16 protein-coding genes are annotated in these 21,866 nt (G+C 60.9%); 6 read left to right on the top strand and 10 right to left on the bottom strand.

Going from position 1 to position 21,866, the window contains the following annotated elements:
• Positions 1–99 precede the first annotated feature (99 nt).
• The 3 genes from gltB to hemE all read left to right on the top strand — a co-directional run bounded on the left by gltB (position 100) and on the right by hemE (position 7,332).
• A complete protein-coding gene (gltB, locus tag F7R20_RS16570; protein ID WP_003196989.1) occupies positions 100–4,548 on the top strand; it encodes a glutamate synthase large subunit in 4,449 nt (1,482 codons plus the stop codon).
• Between the two features lie 33 nt (positions 4,549–4,581).
• Positions 4,582–6,000 (top strand): FAD-dependent oxidoreductase, encoded by a 1,419-nt coding sequence (locus F7R20_RS16565; RefSeq protein ID WP_003196992.1) that lies wholly within the window; start codon positions 4,582–4,584, stop codon positions 5,998–6,000.
• A gap of 264 nt (positions 6,001–6,264) precedes the next feature.
• A complete protein-coding gene (gene hemE / locus F7R20_RS16555; protein ID WP_003196993.1) occupies positions 6,265–7,332 on the top strand; it encodes a uroporphyrinogen decarboxylase in 1,068 nt (355 codons plus the stop codon).
• Between the two features lie 158 nt (positions 7,333–7,490).
• Here the strand turns inward: hemE and F7R20_RS16550 are convergent, their stop codons facing one another.
• Entirely contained in the window at positions 7,491–8,747 is a 1,257-nt protein-coding gene (locus F7R20_RS16550) for an MFS transporter (protein ID WP_411740619.1), read from the bottom strand.
• Between the two features lie 140 nt (positions 8,748–8,887).
• On the opposite strand from F7R20_RS16550, the gene F7R20_RS16545 reads away from it, so the two are divergent.
• Positions 8,888–9,778, top strand: a complete 891-nt coding sequence (locus F7R20_RS16545; RefSeq protein WP_003196997.1) for a LysR family transcriptional regulator — start codon at positions 8,888–8,890, stop codon at positions 9,776–9,778.
• Between the two features lie 220 nt (positions 9,779–9,998).
• Here the strand turns inward: F7R20_RS16545 and F7R20_RS16540 are convergent, their stop codons facing one another.
• Both F7R20_RS16540 and F7R20_RS16535 read right to left on the bottom strand, forming a co-directional pair.
• Entirely contained in the window at positions 9,999–14,048 is a 4,050-nt protein-coding gene (locus tag F7R20_RS16540; protein WP_003196999.1) for a dermonecrotic toxin domain-containing protein, read from the bottom strand.
• Positions 14,049–14,180: 132 nt separating this feature from the next.
• Positions 14,181–15,137, bottom strand: a complete 957-nt coding sequence (locus F7R20_RS16535; protein ID WP_003197000.1) for an alpha/beta fold hydrolase — start codon at positions 15,135–15,137, stop codon at positions 14,181–14,183.
• A gap of 335 nt (positions 15,138–15,472) precedes the next feature.
• Here F7R20_RS16535 and F7R20_RS16530 point away from each other — a divergent pair, with 335 nt between their 5' ends.
• Entirely contained in the window at positions 15,473–16,006 is a 534-nt protein-coding gene (locus tag F7R20_RS16530) for a PAAR domain-containing protein (protein WP_003197002.1), read from the top strand.
• Positions 16,003–16,323: a PAAR domain-containing protein gene (locus F7R20_RS16525; protein WP_003197006.1), complete on the top strand. Its 321-nt coding sequence runs from the start codon at positions 16,003–16,005 to the stop codon at positions 16,321–16,323. The genes F7R20_RS16530 and F7R20_RS16525 overlap by 4 nt, the downstream gene beginning before the upstream one ends.
• A 231-nt stretch (positions 16,324–16,554) precedes the next feature.
• Here F7R20_RS16525 and F7R20_RS16520 read toward each other — a convergent pair whose 3' ends face one another.
• The 7 genes from F7R20_RS16520 to F7R20_RS16490 are packed head-to-tail and all read right to left on the bottom strand — an operon-like array spanning position 16,555 to position 21,859.
• Positions 16,555–17,001 (bottom strand): hypothetical protein, encoded by a 447-nt coding sequence (locus tag F7R20_RS16520; protein WP_003197008.1) that lies wholly within the window; start codon positions 16,999–17,001, stop codon positions 16,555–16,557.
• A gap of 42 nt (positions 17,002–17,043) precedes the next feature.
• Positions 17,044–18,270: a beta-ketoacyl-ACP synthase gene (locus F7R20_RS16515; protein WP_003197009.1), complete on the bottom strand. Its 1,227-nt coding sequence runs from the start codon at positions 18,268–18,270 to the stop codon at positions 17,044–17,046.
• On the bottom strand, positions 18,270–18,998 hold the full coding sequence (gene fabG, locus F7R20_RS16510; RefSeq protein WP_003197011.1) for a 3-oxoacyl-ACP reductase FabG: 729 nt from the start codon (positions 18,996–18,998) through the stop codon (positions 18,270–18,272). The genes F7R20_RS16515 and fabG overlap by 1 nt, the downstream gene beginning before the upstream one ends.
• Complete coding sequence (locus tag F7R20_RS16505; RefSeq protein WP_003197012.1) at positions 18,995–19,462, bottom strand: ApeP family dehydratase; 468 nt, start codon at positions 19,460–19,462, stop codon at positions 18,995–18,997. Before F7R20_RS16505 ends, fabG begins: the two co-directional genes overlap by 4 nt.
• Entirely contained in the window at positions 19,459–20,655 is a 1,197-nt protein-coding gene (locus tag F7R20_RS16500; protein ID WP_003197015.1) for a beta-ketoacyl-[acyl-carrier-protein] synthase family protein, read from the bottom strand. Before F7R20_RS16500 ends, F7R20_RS16505 begins: the two co-directional genes overlap by 4 nt.
• On the bottom strand, positions 20,652–21,134 hold the full coding sequence (locus F7R20_RS16495) for a DUF3261 domain-containing protein (protein ID WP_003197018.1): 483 nt from the start codon (positions 21,132–21,134) through the stop codon (positions 20,652–20,654). The genes F7R20_RS16500 and F7R20_RS16495 overlap by 4 nt, the downstream gene beginning before the upstream one ends.
• The gene (locus F7R20_RS16490; protein ID WP_003197020.1) at positions 21,131–21,859 is read right to left on the bottom strand and encodes a class I SAM-dependent methyltransferase; all 729 of its coding nucleotides are present in this window, start codon (positions 21,857–21,859) and stop codon (positions 21,131–21,133) included. The genes F7R20_RS16495 and F7R20_RS16490 overlap by 4 nt, the downstream gene beginning before the upstream one ends.
• Between the last annotated feature and the right edge of the window lie 7 nt (positions 21,860–21,866).

Here is a 21,866-nt window from a genome sequence, read left to right as displayed (position 1 = left end):
TTGCCCCCGCAAAGCTGGCGTACGTTCGGCGCGGCATGCAACTGGTTGAATTGAAAAGAAATTTGCCTCGATTAGAGGCAGCCTGGTGAGAAAGTGTCTATGAAAGCAGGTCTGTACCAACCAGATGAATTCAAGGATAACTGCGGTTTCGGCCTGATAGCTCATATGCAGGGCGAGCCCAGCCACACCCTTTTGCAAACGGCCATTGAGGCCCTGACCTGCATGACCCACCGTGGTGGGATCAACGCCGACGGCAAGACCGGCGACGGTTGTGGCTTGCTGATTCAAAAACCCGACGAGTTCCTGCGTGCCATTGCCCAGGAAACGTTTGGCGTGACCCTGCCCAAGCAGTACGCCGTGGGCATGGTGTTCTTCAACCAGGATCCGGTGAAGGCCCAAGCGGCTCGCGAGAACATGAATCGCGAGATCCTGGCCGCCGGCCTGCAACTGGTAGGCTGGCGCAAAGTGCCGATCGACACCAGTGTCCTCGGCCGTCTGGCGCTCGAGCGCCTGCCGCAGATCGAACAGGTGTTCATCGCCGGCGACGGTCTGAGCGACCAGGACATGTCGATCAAGCTGTTCAGTTCCCGTCGTCGTTCGTCCGTGGCCAATGCCGCCGACACCGATCACTACATCTGCAGCTTTTCCCACAAGACCATTATCTACAAAGGCCTGATGATGCCGGCGGACCTCACCGCCTTCTATCCGGACCTGAGCGACGAGCGCCTGAAAACCGCGATCTGCGTGTTCCACCAGCGCTTCTCCACCAACACCCTGCCGAAATGGCCGCTGGCCCAGCCATTCCGCTTCCTCGCCCACAACGGCGAGATCAACACCATCACCGGCAACCGCAACTGGGCCGTGGCCCGTCGCACCAAGTTCGCCAACGACCTGATGCCCGACCTTGAAGAACTCGGCCCGCTGGTCAACCGCGTGGGCTCGGACTCCTCGAGCATGGACAACATGCTGGAACTGATGGTGACCGGTGGTATCGACCTGTTCCGTGGCGTGCGCATGCTCGTGCCGCCAGCATGGCAGAACGTCGAGACCATGGACCCGGACCTGCGCGCGTTCTACGAATACAACTCCATGCACATGGAACCGTGGGATGGCCCGGCCGGTATCGTCATGACCGACGGTCGCTACGCCGTGTGCCTGCTGGACCGTAACGGCCTGCGTCCGGCGCGTTGGGTCACCACCACCAACGGGTTCATCACCCTGGCGTCGGAAATCGGCGTCTGGAACTATCAGCCTGAAGACGTCATCGCCAAGGGCCGCGTAGGCCCGGGCCAGATCTTTGCCGTGGACACCGAGACCGGCCAGATCCTCGACACTGACGCCATCGACAACCGCCTCAAGTCCCGTCATCCGTACAAACAATGGCTGCGCAAGAATGCCCTGCGCATCCAGGCGACCATGGAAGACAACGACCACGGCTCGGCTTTCTACGACGTCGACCAGCTCAAGCAGTACATGAAGATGTACCAGGTGACGTTCGAAGAGCGTGACCAGGTGCTGCGTCCGCTCGGCGAGCAGGGTTACGAAGCGGTCGGCTCCATGGGTGATGACACGCCGATGGCCGTGCTGTCGCAGCGCGTGCGTACGCCGTACGACTATTTCCGCCAGCAGTTCGCCCAGGTGACCAACCCACCGATCGACCCACTGCGCGAAGCGATCGTGATGTCCCTGGAAATCTGCCTCGGTGCCGAGCGCAACATTTTCCAGGAGTCGCCGGAACACGCCTCGCGGGTGATCCTCAGCTCGCCGGTCATTTCCCCGGCCAAGTGGCGCTCGTTGACCAACCTCGACCGCCCGGGTTTTGCGCGCCAAGTCATCGACCTGAACTATGACGAAAGCGTCGGCCTGGAAGCGGCGATCCGCAACGTTGCCGATCAGGCTGAAGAAGCCGCGCGCGCCGGTCGTACCCAGATCGTGCTGAGCGACCGTCACATCGCGCCGGGCAAGCTGCCGATCCATGCCTCGCTGGCCACCGGCGCGGTGCACCATCGCCTGACCGAAAAAGGCCTGCGCTGCGACTCCAACATCCTGGTGGAAACCGCCACCGCCCGCGATCCGCATCACTTCGCGGTGCTGATCGGTTTCGGTGCCTCGGCGGTGTATCCGTTCCTGGCCTATGAAGTGCTGGGCGACCTGATCCGTACCGGTGAAGTGCTGGGCGACCTCTACGAGGTGTTCAAGAACTACCGCAAGGGCATCACCAAGGGCCTGCTCAAGATCCTGTCGAAGATGGGTATCTCGACCATCGCCTCGTACCGTGGCGCGCAACTGTTCGAGGCCATCGGCCTGTCGGAAGAAGTCTGCGAGCTGAGCTTCCGTGGCGTGCCGAGCCGCATCAAAGGTGCGCGTTTCGTCGACATCGAAGCCGAACAGAAAGCCCTGGCGGCCGAAGCCTGGAGCCCGCGCAAGTCGATCCAGCAAGGCGGCCTGTTGAAGTTCGTCCATGGTGGCGAGTACCACGCCTATAACCCGGACGTGGTCAGCACCTTGCAAGCCGCCGTGCAGCAGGGCGACTACAGCAAGTTCAAGGAATACACCTCGCTGGTGGACAACCGTCCGGTGTCGATGATTCGCGACCTGCTCAAGGTCAAGACCCTCGACACGCCGCTGGACATCAGTGAAATAGAGCCGCTGGAATCGGTGCTCAAGCGCTTCGATTCGGCCGGTATTTCCCTGGGCGCCTTGTCCCCGGAAGCCCACGAAGCCCTGGCCGAAGCCATGAACCGCCTCGGTGCGCGTTCCAACTCCGGTGAAGGCGGCGAAGACCCGGCGCGCTACGGCACCATCAAGAGTTCGAAAATCAAGCAGGTGGCAACCGGCCGCTTCGGTGTGACGCCGGAATACCTGGTCAACGCTGAAGTGCTGCAGATCAAGGTTGCCCAGGGCGCCAAGCCCGGCGAAGGCGGCCAGTTGCCCGGCGGCAAGGTCAACGGCCTGATCGCCAAGCTGCGCTACGCGGTACCTGGCGTGACCCTGATCTCGCCACCGCCGCACCACGACATCTACTCGATCGAAGACTTGTCGCAACTGATCTTCGACCTCAAGCAGGTGAACCCGAAGGCGCTGGTCTCGGTGAAACTGGTGGCGGAAGCGGGCGTTGGCACCATCGCGGCCGGCGTGGCCAAGGCCTATGCCGACCTGATCACCATCTCCGGCTACGACGGCGGCACCGGCGCATCGCCGCTGACCTCGATCAAGTACGCTGGCGCGCCGTGGGAACTGGGCCTGGCTGAAACCCACCAGACCCTGCGCGGCAACGATTTGCGCGGCAAGGTCCGGGTGCAGACCGACGGTGGCCTGAAAACCGGCCTGGACGTGATCAAGGCCGCCATCCTCGGCGCCGAGAGCTTCGGCTTCGGTACCGCGCCGATGATCGCCCTGGGCTGCAAATACCTGCGCATCTGCCACCTGAACAACTGCGCCACCGGCGTGGCGACCCAGAACGACAAGCTGCGCAAGGACCACTACATCGGTACCGTCGACATGGTGGTGAACTTCTTCACCTACGTGGCCGAAGAGACCCGTGAGTGGTTGGCGAAGCTGGGCGTGCGCTCGCTTGAAGAGCTGATCGGCCGTACCGATCTGCTGGAAGTGATCGAAGGCCAGACCGCCAAGCAGCAACACCTGGACCTGACCCCGTTGTTGGGCAGCGATCTCATTCCGGCAGACAAGCCACAGTTCTGCCAGGTCGACCGCAACCCGCCGTTCGACAAGGGGGAGCTGGCCGAGAAGATGGTCGACATGGCCGCTGCGGCGATCAACGACCTGAGCGGTGCCGAGTTCGACCTGGACATCTGCAACTGCGACCGTTCCATCGGCGCACGGATCTCCGGCGAAATCGCGCGCAAGCACGGCAACCAGGGCATGGCCAAGGCGCCGGTCACCTTCCGCTTCAAAGGCACCGCAGGCCAGAGCTTCGGCGTCTGGAACGCCGGTGGCCTGAACATGTACCTGGAAGGCGATGCCAACGACTACGTGGGCAAGGGCATGACCGGTGGCAAGCTGGTCATCGTTCCGCCCAAGGGCAGCGTCTACAAGACCCAGGACAGTGCCATCATCGGCAACACCTGCCTCTACGGCGCCACGGGCGGCAAGCTGTTCGCCGCCGGCACCGCAGGCGAGCGTTTTGCCGTGCGTAACTCCGGGGCCCACACTGTGGTGGAAGGCACCGGCGATCACTGCTGCGAGTACATGACCGGTGGTTTTGTCTGCGTGCTGGGCAAGACCGGTTATAACTTCGGCTCTGGCATGACCGGCGGTTTCGCCTACGTGCTCGACCAGGACAACACCTTCGTTGACCGGGTCAACCACGAACTGGTGGAAATCCAGCGGATCAGCGGCGAGGCGATGGAAGCCTATCGCAGCCACCTGCAAAACGTGCTGAACGAGTACGTCGCGGAAACCGACAGCGAGTGGGGTCGTGAACTCGCCGAGAACCTCGATGACTACTTGCGCCGTTTCTGGCTGGTCAAGCCCAAGGCTGCCAACCTGAAATCGTTGCTTTCCAGCACTCGTGCCAACCCGCAGTGATATGCGCCTGAAGAGTTTGATGAGGTTTTAACAATGGCTGAACGTCTGAATAACGACTTCCAGTTCATCGATGTCGGGCGCAAGGATCCGAAGAAGAAACTGTTGCGTCAACGCAAGAAAGAGTTCGTGGAAATCTACGAACCTTTCAAACCCCAGCAGTCGGCCGACCAGGCCCACCGCTGCCTGGGCTGCGGTAACCCGTATTGCGAGTGGAAGTGCCCGGTGCACAACTTCATTCCCAACTGGCTGAAACTGGTGGCCGAGGGCAACATCCTCCAGGCCGCCGAGCTGTCCCACCAGACCAACACCCTGCCGGAAGTCTGCGGCCGGGTGTGCCCGCAGGATCGTCTGTGCGAAGGTGCGTGCACCCTCAACGACGGTTTTGGCGCGGTGACCATCGGTTCGGTGGAGAAGTACATCACCGACACCGCGTTTGCCATGGGCTGGCGTCCGGACATGTCCAAGGTCAAGCCGACCGGCAAGCGCGTGGCGATCATCGGTGCCGGCCCGGCGGGCCTGGGCTGTGCCGATGTGCTGGTGCGTGGTGGCGTGACCCCGGTGGTGTTCGACAAGAACCCGGAAATCGGCGGTCTGCTGACCTTTGGCATTCCCGAGTTCAAGCTGGAAAAGACTGTGCTGAGCAATCGTCGCGAAGTCTTCACCGGCATGGGCATCGAGTTCCGCCTGAACACCGAGGTGGGCAAGGACGTGACCATGGAGCAACTGCTCGAAGAATACGATGCGGTATTCATGGGCATGGGCACCTACACCTACATGAAGGGCGGCTTTGCCGGTGAGGACCTGCCAGGCGTCTACGACGCACTCGACTTCCTGATCGCCAACGTCAACCGCAACCTGGGCTTTGAAAAGTCGCCGGAAGATTTCGTCGACATGAAAGGCAAGAAGGTCGTGGTACTCGGCGGTGGCGACACGGCGATGGACTGCAACCGCACCTCGATTCGCCAGGGCGCCAAGTCGGTGACCTGTGCCTACCGTCGTGACGAAGCCAACATGCCCGGTTCGCGTAAAGAGGTGAAGAACGCCAAGGAAGAAGGCGTGAAGTTCCTCTACAACCGCCAACCGATCGCCATTGTCGGTGAAGACAAGGTCGAAGGGGTGAAGGTGGTCGAGACCCGTCTCGGCGAACCGGACGCCCGTGGCCGCCGCAGCCCCGAGCCGATTCCCGGTTCCGAAGAGATCATCCCGGCCGACGCCGTGGTCATCGCCTTCGGCTTCCGCCCAAGCCCGGCGCCGTGGTTCGAGCAGTTCAGCATCCAGACCGATAGCCAGGGCCGCGTCGTGGCCCCAGAGCAGGGCCAGTACAAGCACCAGACCAGCAACCCGAAGATCTTCGCCGGTGGCGACATGGTCCGGGGTTCCGACCTGGTGGTGACGGCGATCTTCGAAGGCCGCAATGCGGCGGAAGGGATCCTGGATTACCTGCAAGTCTGATCAAGCGACACCAAACCCTGTGGGCGAGCTTTGTGGGAGCAAAGCTTGCTCGCGATCCAGGCGCCTCGGTACTCAAGAGACCGCGGTGTCTTCATCGCGGGCAAGCCTTGCTCCCACAAAAAAAGCTCCCACAGTTGTTTTGTGGTGCTGCTGAACTTCATTGCACCGCGACAAATTGCCCCGATAGATAAAAGGCACGGCTCTTGCCGTGCCTTTTGCCTCGCGCTCTGAGAAAATGCCCGCACTTTTTTTCCGGATGCCGACATGACTGCCCTGAAGAACGACCGTTTCCTTCGCGCCCTGCTCAAGCAACCCGTAGACGTCACCCCGGTGTGGATGATGCGCCAGGCTGGTCGCTACCTGCCGGAGTACCGCGCCAGCCGCGCCAAGGCCGGTGACTTCATGAGCCTGTGCATGAACCCCCAGTTCGCCTGCGAAGTGACGATGCAGCCGCTGGATCGGTATCCGCAGCTGGACGCGGCCATCCTGTTCTCCGACATCCTGACTATTCCCGATGCCATGGGCCAAGGCCTGTACTTCGAGACCGGCGAAGGTCCGCGCTTCAAGAAAGTCATCAGCACCCTGGCCGACATCGAGGCCCTGCCGATCCCAGATCCGCAGAAAGACCTGGGCTACGTCATGGACGCAGTCAGCACCATTCGCCGTGAACTCAACGGTCGCGTGCCACTGATCGGCTTCTCCGGCAGCCCATGGACCCTGGCCACCTACATGGTCGAAGGCGGCTCGTCGAAGGACTTCCGCAAGACCAAGGCGATGCTCTACGACAACCCGCAGGCCATGCACCTGTTGCTGGACAAACTGGCCCAGTCGGTCACGTCCTACCTCAACGGCCAGATCCTGGCCGGTGCGCAAGCGGTACAGATCTTCGATACCTGGGGCGGCAACCTGTCGGCGGCGGCGTACCAGGAGTTCTCCCTGGCCTACATGCGCAAGATTGTCAGCGGCCTGATCCGCGAGCACGAGGGGCGCAAAGTCCCGGTGATCCTGTTCACCAAGAACGGCGGCCTGTGGCTGGAAAGCATCGCCGATGCCGGCGCCGACGCTCTGGGCCTGGATTGGACCTGCGACATTGGCAACGCTCGCGAGCGCGTCGGTCACAAGGTCGCTCTGCAAGGCAACATGGACCCGACCGTGCTCTACGCCAAGCCTGACGCCATTCGTGCTGAAGTCGGGCGTATCCTGGCCAGCTACGGCAGCGGCAGCGGCCACGTGTTCAACCTAGGCCATGGCATTACCCCGGAAGTCGACCCCGAACACGCCGGTGCCTTCCTGCGGGCGGTGCATGAGTTGTCGGCGCAATATCACGTCTGATTGCAACCCTGTCACCCAGCCTGTCCGGCCTCGTGTCGGACAGGCTTTTTATTGCCCGGTCGTTGATGTTTCGGGCGCCTGCGCCACCCAGCGGGAGCAAGCTCCCTCGCCACAAAGGGTCCACGCTGTCCCTGGTTGGGTCGTGAAGTCGTGATGGCTTAAACCTGCACATTCCCCGGCAGCAACGGTAATTTCGCCAGCTTCACCGCCACCCACAATGCGACCACCAGCAAGCCACCGATGAACAAGCCGACACCGTTCCACCCACCCAGGTGCCAGGCCACGCCGCCCGCCGTACCCGCAACGCTGGATCCGGCGTAATAGCTGAACAGATAAAGTGACGAAGCCTGGCCCTTGGCCTTGAGGGCGCGGCGGCCGATCCAACTGCTGGCGACCGAGTGGGCGCCGAAGAAACCGAAGGTGAACACCAGCATGCCCAGCACTACCAGCCACAGCGGGGTGGCCATGGTCAGCGTGAGGCCGGCCAGCATCAGTGCAATGGTCGCCCAGAGCATTTTGCGTCGGCCGAGCCTGTCCGCCAGTGCACCGACTTTTGCCGAGCTGTAGATGCCCGACAGGTACACCACCGACAGCAACCCGACAAAGGCCTGGTCCAAGTGATAAGGCTCGGCCAGCAGGCGGTAGCCGATGTAGTTGAACAGCGTCACGAACGCGCCCATCAATACGAAAGCTTCAAGAAACAGCAGCGGCAAGCCGGCGTCGCGAAAGTGCATGGTGAAGCCGTCCAGCAGGCTGCGCGGGTGCAGCGAACGAGGACGGAAGTTGCGTGACTCAGGCAGGATTCTCCAGAACACCGCTGCCGCGATCAGCGCCAGGCCGCCAATCACCAGCATCGCGGTGTGCCAGCTGACAAAGTCGATCAAGACCCCGGTGATCAGGCGTCCGCACATGCCGCCGATGGCGTTGCCGGCGATGTACAACCCCATCGCCAGGCCGATGTGCTTGGGATGGATTTCTTCGCTCAAATACGTCATCGCGACCGCTGCCAACCCGCTCAACGACAGCCCCACCAAGGCACGTAGCAGCAATACACCCTGCCAGGTCGGCATCATGGCGCTGGCAATCGTACACGCCGAGGCGGCGAACAGCGCCGCGACCATCACCGGCTTGCGCCCGATGCGGTCGGAAATCGGGCCGGTGATCAACAGGCCGATGGCGAGCAGGCCGGTCGCCACCGACAGGATCAGGCTGCTCTGCGCCGCGTTGATGGAAAATTCCTTGGACAACAGCGGCATCATCGGTTGCACGCAATACAGCAGGGCAAAGGTCGCAAAGCCACCGCTGAACAGCGCCAGCACCGTGCGCATGAACATCGGCGTGCCCTTCTCGATATAGATGTCCTTGAGTTCGGCGACGACATCATCCTGCACACGCGGCGGGATTTCATGGGTCAGTGGAGCGACAGCAGTTTTCACGGTGGACCTCGCAAGGGCACGTTCTGGCAGGCAATGAAAAAAGCATATAGCCGGCTAATGATTCTATCCAATATATTGTTCGACCTGTTTAAGACGTTATACGACCTATTGGATTGCCCATGGAATTGCGACACCTGCGTTACTTCATCGCCGTTGCCGAAGAACTGCATTTCGGCCGTGCCGCGCTGGCCCTGGGCATCTCCCAGCCGCCCTTGAGCCAGCAGATCCAGGCGCTGGAGCAGGAGATTGGCGCACGGTTGTTCGAGCGTACCAATCGTCGGGTCGAATTGAGCGAGGCCGGGCGGTTGTTCCTTGAAGAAGCGCGACGGGTATTGGTCCAGGTCGATAAAGCCGCTGACGTCGCCCGCCGCGCCCAACTGGGGGAGTTGGGCGAGCTGAAAATCGGCTTCACCTCCTCGGCGCCTTTCAACTCCACCATCCCCCAGGCGATTTTTTCATTCCGGCAACGCTTCCCGGCGGTGCACCTGAACCTGCGGGAAATGAGCAGTACCCAAGTGGCCGACGCACTGGTGGATGAAGAGATCGAGGTGGGCATCATGCGACCCTTGCCGTTGCCCGACTCCTTGGTGGAAATCGAACTCAGCCGCGAACCGCTGGTAGCCGTGCTCAGTGCCAAGCATCCCCTGGCCCAGGGCAATGAAGACGGCCTGTTCCTCTCGGCCTTGGCCCAGGAGCCGTTCGTGTTCTTCCCCCGCAGCTACGGCAGCGGCCTCTATGCCCAGCTCCTGAACCTGGCCCGCGACGCCGGCTTCAGCCCGCACTTCGCCCAGGAAGCCGGCGAAGCCATGACCATCATCGGCTTGGTGGCGGCGGGGCTGGGTGTCTCGGTATTGCCGGCGTCTTACCAACGCATGCGTATCGATGGGGTGGTGTATCGACCGCTACTCGATCCGGCAGCGGTGTCGGCGGTGTGGCTGGTCCAGCGCAAGGACCAGCGTTCGCCGATGGCGAAGGCGTTTGTGGCGTTGTTGACAGGTAATACCGAGTAGCGGGTCAAGCGGAAAAACGCCTGTGGGAGCGAGCTTGATCGCGATGCAGATATTGGATGTGCCGACGCCATCGCGAGCAAGCTCGCTCCCACCCTTGATCGTCGGTGGTCGCAGAACCTTCAATCACCGCAAATCTCCTGTGGGAGCGAGCTTGCTCGCGATAGCGGTGCATCAGCCACCAAAGATGTTGGACGTGCCTACGCCTTCTGGGCTCTCTATCTCAATCCCCCCAGACGGTCGCCGGTTTGTTTACGTGATAATTATAGAAACCCTGGAGTGTCCACGTATCGCCCTGGCGTTCGAACGCGGCGCGCCACAAGCCCCGGCCACCTCCTGGAACCAGTCGAGCCATGTCGTACCAGTAATACTGATTGATTTTCTTCGTCGTCACCCTGCCAGCACGAATGTCATCCATGATTTCTACTACTTTCGCCCTGGCTGTTTCAGGGAAGTTATCGTAGGACATTTGCGTGTCCGCCAGTGGGCTGGTATCGACCATGAACTTGTCGGCCGCAGGCGACGGAACCGCTGAAGTAGGTGGCGTGGTTGGAGGTCGGGTGCCGGTCACCCTGTTTGTCCGGGCCTGTGTCACGACCTCGATGTCGAACGCATCATAGCGGGATAAGTTTCGGGTGAATTTTGTAATCTCCTCTTCGGTAACAACCATCATCCTGCGTTGCGACTTGCCTTTGTTGGCGATGATGTAAGGGATTTCATGTTGCCTGATTTCTGTCAGTAGCCCGAGTCTGTTTCTGCGGCGCATTTCCGTACTGAAGGCATTGATGAATTTTCTTTTGTATTCGTCTTGGCGTTCGGCGGCGTTAACGTATCTTCTCCTGGCGGCCTCTACATCCGGGCCGCTCCCTGGGAATAGCGGTTCCAGCTCGGCGAGGAGTTTGGCTTGTGCGACTTCCAATATTTCGGTATGGGTATCTGCAATATTACGGACGGCGTCTCGCTTTTTTCCTCGTTCGGGGGTGATCGCTAGAAATACAGCCCCGGTGACGTTATCTGGCAATATGGTGATGGCCGTATTGAACTCACCTCGGTGATTGAACAGCTTTGGACCAAGTATTTCTATCTTGTCAAATATCAGTATTTGTTGGGCGGCTGTAAGGTTGAAGCCATCACCTCTTGATTCGATGACTTTGGTCGCAGTATCGACGTGCATCCATATGTTGATTTTATGCTTCAAGTTTGCGTGGGGAATTACCTGCGTTTGATAGAGAGAGGTTATTTGTGCGCGATAAGAATCCAAGTCTCGCATGCCAACATCCTCCATGCTCTCATGGAGTATGCGTACAGCCAGCTCATCAGGCATTGAATCAACAAGATTCTTTACGGTGTTGACCAATTCAACGGAGGGCCTGCGTTGGTCCGCCAAAGCACCTTCCAGCAATATGTTGCATCGCTTCTGTTGCAGGGTCTCTGGAGACCGGCCGATCAGGCTCTGTAATGCCCCGCCACCCAACAACCGGTTTTGCGCTTCAACCTGCCATCCGCCATTTCTCCAGGTCACCGTCCGCTGGTTTGTACGGTTGTTAGGCGCGTAGATAATCCGTTCGCCTCCCTGAATCGCCGATTTGTAGAAGTACTTTCCTATGGTCAGGTAACCCTGCCCGCTGGTGTCCCTGTACCGATTGCGGCCTTCGGGGATCAACCCCTTGCTGTCAAAGCCCCTGAGGTGAAAAGGCTCCAACTCCGGATCTGGCATGCGGGGCAGGGAGGACAGCGCCGGGCGTGCCTGATGACGCCTTGCACGCGCCATGATCAGATCCTGCCCGGCTTCGGCGATGACCTCGCCCAGTCCGCTGATAAAATCACGTGTCCACTGGCTGAAGTGACCGTCTTCGACATCGATTGCCGCCACCGCCGTCCCTCCGGCCATCGTTGGCAGGATCGCACGTCCCAGTATTCCGCCCAGCCGGCCCGCAGGTGCCATCGACATCGCCCCGGTCAACAACATGACGCCGTTTCTGCGCCCCTCCCGCGCGGCTGCGCTGTCGCGTTCGGCGTTGGTCACCGTCAACATGTCCGCGGTTTTCATCGCGTGGGTTATTTGCGTTTCATACAGTGCTTGGAGCAAGTTCCCTCCAACCACGGGCGAGGAGATTTTCGTCGCAAAGTCGTTCTGTGCCCTGGTCCTCGCCCAGACGAAAGCCGACTGTGTGACTTTTCTTATCTTCTCCTCGAACGTCAGCTTTTCCGAGGCCGGCACCATGCTGGCAAGCTGTACGGCCTGCTCCAGCAGCGGCAGTTGCGAAATGAGCCAGCGGGTCATTTGTGGCGTGGCAGTGAGCGTCTGCGCCAAGGTGCTTTCCAACGTTCGACCGCTGGCCGCATCCACGTCCCTGAACACCTTGCCGTCCGGTGCTCCCGGCGTGTACAGCGTCAGCGACGGGCGGCTCGACACGGTTTTCACCCCAAACGCCAGTATCGACCTGAGCACGCTGTTGCCCCACTGCAGTTGACGGACCACCACGTCGTGCCCGTTGACCTTGGCGCGCCGATCCGGTGTCGGACTGTCCAACGCTGCCAGCACCAGGTTCAGTCCGATACTGTCCTTGTCGTGCCTCAGGTCGCCCGAGATATGGGCGGTCCACGCCTGCGCCCGGATCTGTTGCGCTTTCAGGGTCATCCATTGCGCTTGTGATTGGCGGGCGGCGAGTTGCACATCGGTCGCCAGCCGGGTGCCGATGTCTGCCCGCTCGATGGTCTCTATAATCTGCGCAAAGCTCAGCGGCCCGACGACGCTAGGCTGAGCGGCGTTGCGTTCGTCCTGGGTCAGGTTGGACATCGCCCACTCGGTCATGGAACGGCGGTCATCCATGACCCCCCTCACGCCACCTTGCGAAACCCCGGACCCGAACGGTGAGGCGCCCGTTGGTGCATGCGGGTCAGTCAGTTGTTTTCTGATACTCAGCGACACATCCTCAGGGTCGGCTGGCGGGTATTTCTCCCCGATGAAGCCGGCGAGCAGGCGACGGGTCCGCTCCCGAAGCGCCTGCGCGGTGGCCAGCGTCACCGGGTCCGCTGGGGGCGGTGTATCGACCAGGCTGCTGTGCAGGGCCTGCGCCGCCCGCCACCATGCCAGGCGGTCGTCACCGGTGATGTGGGGGAGGTCGTGCAGCCAGTCATTCAAGTTTTTCAGGTTCAGCCGCAGCTCGCGCTCGTCCATGGCGCCCGCCAGGTCCAGCTTATCGCCGATGTCCGCCGCGGCATCCAGCCTGCTCACCCAGGCGGCGATTTCCTCTTCCTCGGTCGGGCCGTTCAACAAGGTATTGCTCACGGCTGCTTTCTGCACCGCCCGCAAATCGCTGACCAAATGAACAAGGAAATTCCCTGCTATTGGTGCGGTGTCCAACCGGTCCTCAACGTTATCGTCCTCCATCAGGCTGGCCTTCAGTTCCGTCAGGCTGCCATGCACCTCCAGCGGATGACCCGGACGGTACAGCACGGCGTCCGCCGAATGATCGGTATGGTCGGGCCGTGTCAGCACGACGGCACCCGGCACCGGCAGGCTGAATCCCCAACCTTGGAGAGTGAGGCTCAGGTTGAAAACCCCGGGTCTGGTGGCCTGCGCCGCCAGATGGTCTGTCACTGCCTTGTGCATTGCCTGGCTCAGCGTTGTATCCAGCAAATGAAGATCCGCTTGTACCTGCAGTTGCGTGCCCAGTTCTTCCGCCAGCCAGTCACCGACGTTGCGGCCTCGGGTGAAATCGGCCGGTTTACTCCAGAAGTCGTCCAGGACCCGCGCCAGCAGCCGTTCATAAGACGCTGGCGTGGTGTTCAGCAGGCGTTTGATTTCCTCCTTTGCTTCACGACTGTTCAGGGCGCTGGGCACTTGGGTGAGGTTGTCTTTCGTCACGACAACCTCGAGGTTGTCGATTTCGAGGAAAAACTCACGGGTATTCATCTGCCCGGCAACGGCGCGCCAGAAAAGGGTCTCGAGGAAAACGATATCTTTCACTGTCCGCCGGGACATCGGTCCGTCGGGGACTCGTTTCGATGGCGGGATAGGCTCCTCTTGCAGCGTGCACACCGACAACGTTTCGACGGCCATGGTGCCCGCCAAGGCGGGGAAGGTTCTTTTGAACCAGTAGTCCAGATGCTGTCTCGTGGCCGTCGAGGGCCAGGGAACGGCACAGTTCAAGCGGATCATGTGCTGCTGCGAGGTCGTGAGCCGGCTTGTCAGTAGGGCGCTGGCGTCAGTGACGCTATCGGCCTGCGGAAGGTTGAAAGACGGTATGGGGGCGGTATCTTCCTGCATGTGCTCTTCCTGAGAGTTTTTCGGAAGGGCAACCTATTGAAGGCAGGCGACGATAGGGTGGTAGATAGATACCGCACATACAAAGGAAGGTGCTGTACGAGCGCCTGTGACAAAGCGAATTTGACTGATTGTTTATTGTGCAAGAAAGGTCAGGATAGCGTCGCGGGTAGCCTGCGGTTGTTCTTCCAATACCCAATGTCCGGTATTGACCAGTATTAATGAGTGCGGTTGCGTAGCAATGTGCAAGGCCTGCTCGGCCAAGGTTTTACCTCTCGAATTGTCGCCGCCGATGGTGAGCAGCGGAACCGTCAACTTATTCTGGGCAAAAGCCAGGTTGTCATTCACATCATGCTCTACCCAGGCCGAATAAAGCTTGAATGCCGCCTCCATGCGCCCAGGTCGGGAGTAGTCCTCCACCAGCGCCTGGCGCACCTCTTCACGTACCGTACCGTTGCCCGCGAAGACAAAATTATCAAAAAACATGTCCAGGTAGGTTTTCTCCTGCCTCTGGATCATGGACAGGGCCGTTTTACCAAAAAAGCGAAAGTGCCATTTACTTGCCACGCCCGCTTCAATATTTCCGTTGTAAGCGGTTTCCCATCCAGGGATGCCAGGAATGAATCCATCCATCAAGATGATATGTTTGGTTTCATCGGGGTAAAGCGCGCCGTAGGCATAGGCAATGATTAAACCCATGTCGTGACCAATAATATCGACCTGCTTGATGTTCAGGAGGGATACCAGTTGGTGTAGGTCATGCGCCATGCTTTTTTTGTCATAGCCACCTGTTGAAATATCAGTTTCGCCAGCACCGCGATAATCAGGAACGATCGGGGTAAAACCAGCACGCACCAATGGCCCCATCAACGTCTCCCAGCTGCGCCAACTTCCCGGAAACCCATGCACCAGCAAAACCGGGTGTTCGCCATTACCGCTCATAAGATAGTGAAGGCGAATGCCATTCACCTGCGCATAGGCGCGGGTAAATAGCACACCGTCCACAACAATGCCGCCTTGTTCCAAGGAGGGCGATGTGGCGTGGCGTTGAGAAGACACGGCTGTGACGCCTGACCAGGCGATCGTATTCATCAATTTTTTATCCATTTTTGAAACCGGGTTTAAACATCTGAAAATAGAAAAGCAATTTTTCAAGTGGTTAAAGCCTGATGGGATCCGGAACCCCACCGATACTGTCGAAGATGACAGTTCCGACAAACGGCAAAAACAGGATTGGACTGTCAGATTCCTCTTGGCTGTAGGAAAGTGCGCATTTTCTTTTCCGAAATTTCCTGTTTGCTCCTAATGCCGTGCTGCCGGGATTGCGACTTGCTAGCGCTGCAACGTCTTATTCATTGCTCCGAAATTCGTCCGGCTTAGCGTTCCAAAGGCCAACGGATAACGTCCCTTGAACAGGAGCCTTAGTAATGAATGAACTCTTGCTGTCCCCATACACCAACGAAGTCTCTGCTGAATACCTCCGCCATTTGGACGACTTGTACTTGGAGCAACGGCAACTCGACGGTTACAGCAAAGAAGTCGTGGCATGGATTAATCGACAAAAGGCGCACGTCCAGGCTCATCCTCCCATCGCTATTTACCGAGTGGCCACCGAGGGCAGCCAGACGCGTAACGGCGGAACGATCCAGCAAGTGTCATCGTCGTTGACGTTCACCCTGGATAATGGCTGGAAAGTACGAGCCGCGCAGAAAGGCGATCAGGTTGTGTATGCCGATGGCACCACGGCACGGATCATAACCGCCGCCGGGGAAGCCAACAGCAACATCGCACTGGTCGGCAGCCGCCTGAGCAATGGCGACGAGATCATCAATACACTTCAGAGACGTTTCCTGATCATCGTGCGTGAAGGTGTGCCGATGGCAGAGGATTTTTTGCCTGCTCTCAGGCTGGCGGATGTTCATCACCTGCACTCGAATGCGATGAAGGAGAACATCCAATGAACAGGGGTTACTTCATCGGCCAGGGTGACAAGACCACTTGCGGTGGGAAAATGCTGGATGGCGATGGCAAGGTGAACATGTTTGGCCTGCAGCATGCCCGCGAAGGTGACCGCGTCTCTTGTGGAAAGGACGGGAACACCTATCAGATCAGGGGCGGTATCGGGCACATGGTCAGCCATGGCAGGCATATGGCCGGCACCCTGGATAGCCACAGTACCTGCCCCTGCAAAGCACGACTGATCCCCTCGGTATTCTGGGTCACCTACAAAAATGCAGACCCCGCACCGCAAGCCAGCCGAGTCGCTCAACTGGCTTAATGACCTGTGGGAGCGAGCCTGCTCGCGATGACGGCGGCACAGCCAACATCACCGGTACTGACCCACCGCTATCGAACCCTGCAGGAGCTGCCGAAGGCTCGGGCCGCGTTCGGACGATCTTTTGATCTTTCGCTTGGGACTCAAGTGTCTGGGGAAAGATCGCAGCCTCGTTGCACTCGACAGCTCCTACACAGTTCCTATACCCCAGCGGGGACTTCAAAAGGTGCTTTTTTATTGCACCTTCGCCAAATCCCCTTTCAACGCAACACCCGCCATGATCGCGCCGGCGTGGCATTCGTAGGTGGTGGGGTCCTTGCGTTCGTTGCTCTTGTAGAAGCTGACGATGTTGGTGACGGCATTGGCGCCGGCGTTCTTGGCGGCTTGGTGCAGGCTGATCAGGGCCGATTGCAGGACCCATTCGCAGGCTACTTCATCGGATTTGTTGAAGGCGTTGGTTTTCTTGTTGGTCACCGCCCCTGGGCTGACCACGGTGACGTTGCCGGCCGGTTTGTTGCCGGCCAGGTAGAACTTCACGCTGCCGTCGATCTTGCCGGTGCGGATGGCTTCGGCGACGACTTTGTCGAACGGCAGGAACAGCGCGGTATCACGGGCCTGGCTGAGGCTTGGCAGGGTGCTGAGCAACAGGGCGGCGGTCACGGCGATTTTCTTCAACGACATCATGGTCTCCTTGACGAGGGGTAACAGGGTTTTGAATCCGATTCAGTGCCAGCGGCGGAAAATCAGCGAGGTGTTGACCCCACCAAAGGCGAAGTTGTTGTTCATCACGTATTCGTTGCTCATCGACCTGAACTCGTTACGCAGGTAATCGAGCTTGCCGCATTGGGGATCAACCTCATCGAGGTTGAAGGTGTGCACGTAGAGGTCGCGGTTCATCATTTCGATGCTGAACCAGGACTCCAGCGCGCCGCAGGCGCCCAGGGTGTGACCGAGGAAACTCTTCTGCGAGCTGATGGGCATGTGTTCGCCAAACAGGCTGCTGGTGGCCAGGGTTTCGGCGATGTCACCTTGTTCGGTGGCGGTGCCGTGGCCGTTGACGTAGCCGATGGCCGAGGGTTCGAGGCCGGCATCTTCCAGGGCCAGTTCCATGGCCCGGCGCATGGTGAGCAGTTCGGGGCGGGTGGCGTGCTGGCCGTCGGCGTTGCTGCCAAAGCCGACGATCTCGGCATGGATCCGCGCGCCGCGTGCCAACGCATGTTCCAGTTCTTCAAGCACGAGCATGCCGGCGCCTTCACCGATCACCAGGCCGTCGCGGTCCTTGTCGTAGGGGCGCGGGCTGGTTTGCGGTGCTTCGTTTTTCAGGCTGGTGGCGTAGAGCGCATCGAACACCATCGCTTCGGTCGGGCACAGCTCTTCGGCGCCACCGGCAAGCATCAACGGCAGGCGCCCGAATTTGATGGCCTCGTAGGCATAGCCGATGCCATGGCTGCCGCTGGTGCAGGCGCTGGAGGTGGGGATCAGGCGCCCGGTCAAGCCGAAGAAGATGCTGATGTTGGCCGCCGTGGTGTGGGGCATCATTCGCACGTAGGAGTTGGCGTTCAACCCTTCGGCCACGCTGTTGAGCAGCATGTTGCCAAAGGCCTTGATCTCGTCGGTGCTGCCGGTGGACGAACCGCAGGACACGCCCATGCGCCCGTCCTTGATCGACTCGTCGCCCAGCAGGCCGGCGTCGGCCAGGGCCTGTTCCGCCGACGCAACCGCCAGGCGCGAAACCCGGCCCATGCTGCGCAGTTGCTTGCGGGTCCAGTGGGCGGGGACCTGGAAGTCATCGATGGGCCCGGCCAGGCGGGTGTTAAGTTCGGTGAAACGGTCCCACTCATCCATGCGCCGGATGCCGCTGCGGTTGGCGGCGAAGTTGGCGGCGATGGTTTCCCAGTCGCTGCCTATGGAGGTGATACCGGCCATGCCGGTGACGACGACGCGCTTCATCAGCACAAGCCTCCGTTGACGGCCAGGACCTGCCGGGTGATGTAGCCGGCTTCGGCGGACATCAGGAAATTCACCGCACCCGCCACTTCTTCCGGGGTGCCCATGCGCTGGGCGGGGATCATTTTCATCAGTTCTTCCACGGGTACGTTTTCATCGAGCATGGCGGTGTCGATCAGGCCTGGCGCGACGCAATTGACGGTGATCTTGCGCTTGCCCAGCTCGATTGCCAACGCCTTGGCCGCGCCGATCAACCCGGCCTTCGAGGCGCTGTAGTTGACCTGGCCGCGATTGCCGATCAGCCCGGAAACCGAGGTGATGCAGACGATCCTCCCGGCGGCGCGACGACGGATCATCGGCATCATCACCGGATGCAGCACGTTATAGAAACCGTCGAGGTTGGTGCGCATCACCACATCCCAGTCGTCTTCGCTCAGGGCCGGGAAGGCACCATCGCGGGTCAGGCCGGCGTTGAGCACCACGCCGTAATAGGCGCCGTGGGTTTCGACATCGGCTTCGAGAATGGCCTTGCACGCGGCCCGGTCGGCCACGTCGAATTGCAGCACCCGGGCGTTGCGGCCCAGGGCCTGGATTTGCGCCTGGACCGTCTCGGCCTCGGCGCGGCCGCTGCGGCAGTGCAGCACGATGTCGTGCCCGGCCTGGGCCAGGCGCAGGGCGATGGCGCGGCCGATGCCACGGCTGGAGCCGGTGACCAGTACGGATTCAGTCATGACGGGTTTCCTGTTGCGGACGGTTCATGAAGGTAATGGGCGGCCTGGGGCGGACGGAATACGTTGAGCCGGGCCGAGGCATGGATGCCGGGGGCGTGGATGTGACATTCGAACACGCCCATGCCGTTGTCGTCTTCCAGGGAGCGCACGCCGTGGATGGTCAGCTCGACGCCGGCGGGAAAACACTCGACGTTGCATTCGAACTTGCGGGTGCCGAGCAAAAAGCCCAGGGCCACGGCATCACCCCGTTGGCGTGCATGGCAACCGGCAAACGCCGCGACGCTTTGAGCCATCAGCTCGATGCCGACCCAGGCCGGCAGCGCGCCGTCGTCGCGGTTGAACAAACCGCCGGGCTTGACGGTGGCGTGGGCATGGATCTGTTCGTCATCGAACGACAGGATCCGGTCGATGAGGATCATGTCGCCGGCATGGGGCAGCAGTTCGGCGAGCGGCCAGTCAATCATGGGGCGTCTCCGATAATCAGGCTGACGTTGTTGCCGCCGAATGCAAATGAATTGCTCATCAGGCGGCGCGGGGTGACCGGGTTCAGGTGGGTGCCGGCGGTGACCCAGTCCAGCGCCGGCAGGGCCGGATCGGCCTGGCCGTCCCAGACATGCGGCGGCAGGGCCAGGGCGGTGTTTTCTGCGCTCAGGGCCAACCAGCAGAATGCCGCTTCCAGTGCCCCGGCCGCGCCGAGAGTATGGCCGGTCATGGGCTTGGTGGACGAGCAGGGCACGCCCGCTGGAAACAGCCCGGCCACCGCCTGGCTTTCCATGGCGTCATTGTGTTGCGTGGCGGTGCCATGCAGGTTCAGGTAGTCGATCTGGCTGGCCTCGAGGCCAGCGCAACGCAGGGCTTTTTCCATGGCCTGGCGGGCGCCGCGACCACTGGGTTCAGGTGCGGAAATATGGTGGGCATCGGAACTGGCACCGTCACCGAGCAAGGCAATCGGTGTCCCGTCACCTGGCGTCTTGCTCATGAGGAACAGCACGGCTGCTTCGCCAATGTTGATGCCGCTGCGGTTCACTGAAAACGGATTGCAGCGTTCGTTCGACACCGCTTCCAGTGCGGAAAAACCGTTGAGGGTCAGTTTGCACAGGCTGTCCACGCCACCACATAGCACGGCATCGCACAGGCCCAGGTCCAGCAGGCGCCGGGCGCTCATCAAGGCGCGGGCGCTGGAGGTGCAGGCCGTGGAAATCACGTAGGACGGACCGCTCAGGCCGAGCCAGTCGGAAAGAAAGTTGGCCGGCGCGCTGAGTTCCTGTTGCTGGTAGTCGTAGCCGTCGGGGAAGTGTTGCTCGCGCAGGTAATGGGCAATGCCCTGGCTGGCCTCATCGATCCCCGAAGTGCTGGTGCCCAACACGATGCCGATGCGGGCGCGACCGTAGGCCTGGATGGCCTGGTCGATCTCGGCGCGAATCTGCAGCCCGGCTTCCAGCAGCAGCTGATTGTTGCGGCTGCGGTGCGCCAACAGGGTTGGGGGGATGGGGGCGAGTTCACCCGGCACCGCGGCAACCGGTAATGCACGTTCGGCGACCCAGCCGTCCTTGATACGCACGCCCGAACAGTCGCCGGCAAACAGGTTGTGCGCGACGGTGTGCTTGTCGCGGCCCAGGGCACAGATCACCCCGAGGGCATTCAAATAGGCGGTCATGGGGCGTTCTCGGTCAACGGTGTGATGCGGTAGCGGGGGCCTTGGGGCAGGCTCATTTCAAAATCCAGCGGCTGCGTGTAGCGCACCTGCCAGCGGGAATCGAGGGTCCGTTGCGACGCTTGTTGCCGGGCGGTCGGGTAGTTGCCCGGCAGTTCGGCTTCGGGGGTCAGGGCGAACAACAGCGCGGCGAACAACTCCCGGGCTTCGGCATTGGGCGGCAGCAGACCGTCGGCCTGCCACTGGCCAGCGACCAGGCGCTGGCGGGCCACGGGAATGCCCAGCGGGTCCATCATCGACCAACGGATGCCGGCGTCTTCGCGCTGGATCACCAGCAGCCAGTCCTGGCGTTGGCCGGCCAATGTCCGCTCGATGTGCAGTTGCATCGGCAAGGCCAGGGTTGGCGTGCGCTCGGGCAGCGGCGCATGGCTGGCGCAGGCACTGAGCAGCAACAGGCAGCCGACAAGCAGGGCACGAATCATCCGATGGCCCCTTCGACGGGCTTGCGAGCCACCACATTGACCAGGGTTTCCTCGCGCTCGCCGAACGGTTTGGCGCGGCGCAGGCCAAAACGCTCCAGCAAGCCGAAGTCCTTGGCGCGGCTCCACCACAGGTACGGGTAGGAGACGTTGCGGGCTTCGAACTGGAAGCCTTGCTCGCGGATCATCTCCAGGTACTGCGCGGCACTTTTCTGTACGTGCATGGGATGGCGGAACAGCCAGCGAATCACCCAGGTGTCGATGTAGGCTTCGGTGGATTCGGCGAACATCAAATAGCCGCCGGGCTTGAGTACGCGATAGAACTCGGCGAGGGCTTTCTCCTGCTCCACCAGGTGATGGAAGGTCTGGTGGCAGAACAACAGGTCGACGCTGGCATCGGGCACCGCCAAGGTCGCGCAGTCGCTGCCGATCAGTTCCACGGCCATGCCTTGGCGTGCGGCTTCCTCCCGGCTCAGGTCCAGGCTGTGAGGGTCGGCATCCACGCCGATCAGGCGCTGTGGCGCGAACACCTGGCGCAGGTACTGGAATGATTTGCCCTGACCGCAGCCAGCGTCGAGCAGCACCGGGTTGCTCGGCAGCGGGGTGCTGAACAGGCTGCGCAGGTCGTTGATCGCCACGCGCAACACATGGTGCTGCCAGGTGTGGCTGCGCAGGAACCAGAAGCCGAAACGGGTCTCTTCGACGTAGTTGTCGCTCAGGTAGCTCATGGTTGCT

Origin of the sequence: Pseudomonas brassicacearum subsp. brassicacearum (assembly GCF_008801605.1) — a bacterium.
Taxonomy (GTDB): domain Bacteria; phylum Pseudomonadota; class Gammaproteobacteria; order Pseudomonadales; family Pseudomonadaceae; genus Aquipseudomonas; species Aquipseudomonas brassicacearum.
The sequence above is the reverse complement of the archived record's forward strand: the minus strand, read 5'-3'. Positions and strand labels throughout refer to the sequence as shown.